The sequence below is a fragment of the Psychromonas sp. genome, from assembly GCF_983033635.1.
This window is the reverse complement of the sequence record NZ_CEZLMY010000073.1, coordinates 12,570-17,100: the sequence shown is the minus strand read 5'-3', so window position 1 is coordinate 17,100 and position 4,531 is coordinate 12,570. Positions and strand designations below refer to the sequence as shown.

The 4,531-nt window shown below is 39.4% G+C and carries 4 protein-coding genes and 1 pseudogene; 3 read left to right on the top strand and 2 right to left on the bottom strand.

Annotated features, from left to right (window positions below; translation table 11 throughout):
• The first annotated feature begins 79 nt into the window (after positions 1-79).
• Entirely contained in the window at positions 80-370 is a 291-nt protein-coding gene (locus AC4GME_RS10940) for a YkgJ family cysteine cluster protein (protein WP_490375962.1), read from the top strand.
• Positions 371-729: 359 nt separating this feature from the next.
• On the opposite strand, the gene AC4GME_RS10935 is transcribed toward AC4GME_RS10940, so the two are convergent.
• Entirely contained in the window at positions 730-1,926 is a 1,197-nt protein-coding gene (locus tag AC4GME_RS10935; RefSeq protein ID WP_490379391.1) for a sugar efflux transporter, read from the bottom strand.
• A gap of 114 nt (positions 1,927-2,040) precedes the next feature.
• Between AC4GME_RS10935 and AC4GME_RS10930 the strand changes: the two genes are divergently transcribed.
• Positions 2,041-2,916 carry a helix-turn-helix transcriptional regulator gene (locus tag AC4GME_RS10930; protein ID WP_490379390.1) on the top strand — a complete coding sequence of 292 codons (876 nt, stop codon included), beginning with the start codon at positions 2,041-2,043 and terminating at the stop codon, positions 2,914-2,916.
• 65 nt (positions 2,917-2,981) lie between these two features.
• Here the strand turns inward: AC4GME_RS10930 and AC4GME_RS10925 are convergent, their stop codons facing one another.
• Positions 2,982-4,139, bottom strand: a complete 1,158-nt coding sequence (locus AC4GME_RS10925; RefSeq protein ID WP_490375965.1) for an FAD-dependent monooxygenase — start codon at positions 4,137-4,139, stop codon at positions 2,982-2,984.
• A gap of 222 nt (positions 4,140-4,361) precedes the next feature.
• Between AC4GME_RS10925 and AC4GME_RS10920 the strand changes: the two are divergent.
• Positions 4,362-4,531 (top strand): annotated as a pseudogene (locus AC4GME_RS10920) (tRNA (N6-isopentenyl adenosine(37)-C2)-methylthiotransferase MiaB); the annotation flags it as partial.

Sequence of the window (4,531 nt, the reverse complement as noted above, 5' to 3'; positions counted from 1 at the left end):
GCGTATAGATCCAAATGAGTTTCGTGAAAATGGTTGATTTAGCGTAGTATGTCGGTAATTGAATATACTGAAGTTATCTATGACTATTGAAGTAACAAATCTGCCAGATCCTGAAGTAACATGTGCAAAATGCCAAGCTTGCTGTTGTCGTTTAGAAGTTATGATTGTTACTGACACTGGTGTGCCAGAGGAACATATTGCAGCTGATGCCTGGGGAGGTCAAGTTATGGCTCGTTTAGATGATGGTTGGTGTTCAGCCTTAGATCGCGATACCTTGATGTGTACAATCTACGAAAATCGACCATGGATTTGCCGAGAATTTGAAATGGGTTCGTATGAGTGTCTCAATGAATATAACGAAAATACGTAACGGTTTTACCTAGCACTAATTGATAGATGATTTCTTCTTTTTGCGGTCGTCTACTCTTCCCCTCGAAACACAGCATCGTTCAAACCTCCTTCCTATGTTCACTAAATAGCCAACCTGAATTAACACCACCTACAAGGCGGGAGATCCGCTTTTATTTTGCAGGTAATTCAATGTATTAGAATAGCAAAGCAATTCAGAAAATGGCTTGAGCGCTCAAAAAGAAAATCGCCACTTCAGTTGGCAAGGTGAATCCGCCTGATAGCAAAATGAGCTTATAGCCAAGCTCTCTGCCAAAGCGCCCAAAAAAAGCCCGCTAGTTAATCTCTCGGGCTTTTTAAAACTACAGGTTAACTGGACAATTAATCAATGCAGGCTTGTTGATTAAACTCAGCTTTTAACGCCAAGCGTTCCCTTTCTGCTAAGTACATGAAAAACAGAGCAATTAAACAAAACAGGGCTGCGGCGATAAATACCGCATAATAACTGAAATATTGTGCGATCCCCCCCACTATTAGGCTGCTTGATAATATGCTGAGCATTATGCTGTTATTAAACAGTGTTGAGGCTAAACCTATCTGTTTTTTCATCAAATCCTGTACAACCAGCATACCTAAACTGGCGTTGATACCAATAAACACACCGTTAAATAGCTGCAGTAACATAAACTGCCAGAGCTGTTGTGCAACTAGCAAACCAGCAAAAAATAGCAGGCCGCTAATACAAGCGATATAGATTAGTCGCGTTGCACCGAACCTCGGCGCAAGATAACCCGCACTTAACATAATTGGGATTTCAACAAAGGCCGCAATTCCCATCAGGTAGCCCACCCATTTAGAGTCAAAATTTAACTCTTGAGTGATATAAAGACTTATTGATGTGAGGTACATATTGTTGGCACTAAAGGCAAAAAAGATGGATATCAAAAAGAATAAGACGCCAGATATTTTTAGCCAATTCACGTTTTCGCTCTCAACCTGCTCTTCTTTAATCTGGCTATCAGTCATAGCAAAGCAAACAATAATAAATACCACTGCAGCAAAAAAACCCGCAAGCAGAAACGTTTGTTTAAAACCGAAAGAATCATTTATTAAAAAGGCCACTGGTGGTCCAATCACCCACGCCATAGCCATTGCTGCACGCATCATAGTAACAAATACTGCCGCTTTATCAGCAAGCTGGTTATCTGCAAAATCACGCCCCATGCTGAAAATTTGCGGTAAACAAACCGCACTTAACGACATAAAAAAAATAACCGCACACAATATAGTGTAATAGTGATGACTCATTGCCAAAAAAATCGTAGTGATAATAAACCCAGTTTGGCCCGCTAAAACAATATACTTGCGACTTAAACCCTTATCTGATTTTTTGGCAATATATTGCGAGACCAATACCCCGCTTAAAACCATGCAAGTAATCAAAATACCCATGCTTATTGGTGTAGCGTGAACTTCCTCAATCAGATAAAGACTTAATATAGGATAAATGAAGGCGGTACTTAGCCCGATAAAAAAACAGGTCAATAAATAGATAATCGATTGTTTGCTAAATAACATGTTGCGCTCCTTCATAATTGAATAATTTATGCACGTAATTTAGCAATTTAAGGCACAACAAGTGATTCTTTTCAGGCCACTTCTGATACTATCCTATCATATGCAAAGGCGGCTATGATAGAAAAGGTATCTGTATTGAAACCGACAATTGAAAAAGTAAGCAATCAGCGTGATTTTAGCTGGCGAATCCACCGTTATGATTGTTGTGATGCACAATTTGACTGGCATTATCATTTTGAATATGAGGTTGTACTGCACCGTCATTTAAGCGGAAAGTTGTTTGCCGGTGACTACATTGGTGAAATAAAACATAATAACCTGACTATCTTTGGCCCTAAACTGCCTCATACTGTGATCCACGAAGCTGATTCAGATAAACAAAATAACAGCACCTATATCTTATGGTTTAGCCAGCAATGGATAAACCAACTGATTCATCAGCTGCCTGAGCTTAATAATCTGAAATCTTTATTAAGTCGCTCGATTCAGGGATTGCAGTTTGACGAATTGACAGCTGAGCGTGTATTTCAACTTTTACAAGAGCATCAAGCTTTCAGTCCTGCGATGGGATTTAGCCGCTTAATTGAAGTCCTGATTATTTTAAGTGAGGCAAAACAGGTAAAACGGTTAAATACCTACAGCTTGCCCGAGATTGAAGACAATCCAAAAGAGTTAAAGCTGGTACGGAAAATCTCTAATTATATTGAATTAAATTACCGTAATAATATTCAAGTTATTGACTTATGTAATGAGATACATGTCAGTGAAAGCACCGTTTATCGGCTTTTTGAGCGCCATTTTGTATGCAGCTTTTCTAATCATGTTAAGGAATTTAGGATAGGCAAAGCCTGTGAACTTTTGGTTAACAGCAATACCAGCATCGCAGTAATTGCAGACTTAGTCGGTTTTAGTAATTTATCGAATTTTAACCGCCAGTTTAAACAGTGTAAGCAGATGACACCTAAGCAGTTTCGCTTACTGTTTGCTTAAACAGATAAGATCCCCATGTTTACGCCCTGCTCGATCGGGCTTTTGTCCGCCAGATGATAAAAAGGCTAAAGCCCCATCGCATACTTCATCACTTTATTTTTAACTACCCCGCTATTCTGCGCTAAATGCAAAATTCCCTTACGTAACAGACGCACTGAATCCAATTCACATTTGCTGCCTTTATAAAACAGATCCATTGCGCTCTGCATCAGCAAGTTCGCAGGTTTTCGTTTGCATTCATAACGTTTTAACAAAACAGGTATTGGCAAATCTGAGCTGTTTTGCAATAGATCCACTAAACATTCTACATCTTTAAAACCAAGATTAACCCCCTGCCCTGCTAATGGATTAATGGTGTGTGCCGCATCGCCCAACAGTACAGATGCCCCCTTAAAATAGCTTTGCGCATGACGACGTGTTAAAGGAAATGCACCTTTATCTTCGACGCTAAAATCGAACGGCAATGGTGGAAATTCATCAACAATCACCTGTTTTAACTGCTGGTTAGATAATGATTTCAGATGGTTAATTTTTTGCGGGCTGTGGTACCAGACTAAACTGGCATTGTTTTCTGCAAGCGGCAAAAAGGCACACGGCCCTGTTTCACGAAACTCCTGCCAGGTAATATTTTGCTGAGCGCTATCGGTTTTAATATTAATCAACAGACATTTCTGGCGATAATCCCAAGCCGTAATACCGATATTTAATAATTGACGCAGCGCTGAATTAGCCCCATCGCAAGCAATTAAAAGATCCGCTTGAATTTGCTGATTATTATCTAAGTTAACTGACACGCCTGAGTCAGAATTATGAATGCTGGCAACTTGCCTGTTATCGTAAAAGGTTACATTGTTGAGCGTTTTCAGGGCTTGCCATAAAACAGCCTGGATCCAACGGTTTTCGGCAAGATAACCTAAGGCATCGATACCAATCTCTTTACTATCAAAGCAGAGTTTCTGACTGCCTTTTTCCCATGTCTGCAATCTTTGATAGGCACACAAACGATTTTTCGGGAGCAAATCCCATACTCCAGCCAACTCAAGAAGTTTTTTACTTTGTGCGCTAAACGCCGAGACACGCAAATCAAAAGCTTCATTTTCAAGGGGGTGAATACAAGGCGTTTTTTCAACAAGATGAATAGAGTCGCCCTGTTTGGCTAACAATAATGCAGTTAATGCGCCGACCATGCCGCCGCCAATCACAATCACTTGTCTGTTTTGCATTATTATTTTCCTTTTAAATATCAACAAACAGCATTGTATACCCAAATTACTTGAAGATGCATTTTCAAGTAGTTTGGGTATAAGCAAATTATGATAAAGAATGGAGAAATTTAGCCGACTTTTTCAGGAGCAATAGATAGCTAAACAAAAAGTAGCAAGTTAGTCTTGATCTGCGTAAAATGCGACCTCTTTATTTTAGAACCACAGTATGAGCAGCAGATTATGAGCATGAAATTACACGTCAAAACTTGGGGTTGCCAGATGAATGAATACGATTCATCTAAAATGGCCGATCTTTTAAATTCAACCAACGGTTATATTAAAACTGAAAATGCAGAAGATGCTGACGTTATTTTATTAAATACCTGCTCAATCCGTGAAAAAGCCCAGGA

Coding starts and splice junctions, on each gene's coding strand:
- AC4GME_RS10940 (WP_490375962.1), top strand. CDS start 80: ATGACTATTGAAGTAACAAATCTGCCAGATCCTGAAGTAACATGTGCA.
- AC4GME_RS10935 (WP_490379391.1), bottom strand. CDS start 1,926: ATGTTATTTAGCAAACAATCGATTATCTATTTATTGACCTGTTTTTTT.
- AC4GME_RS10930 (WP_490379390.1), top strand. CDS start 2,041: ATGATAGAAAAGGTATCTGTATTGAAACCGACAATTGAAAAAGTAAGC.
- AC4GME_RS10925 (WP_490375965.1), bottom strand. CDS start 4,139: ATGCAAAACAGACAAGTGATTGTGATTGGCGGCGGCATGGTCGGCGCA.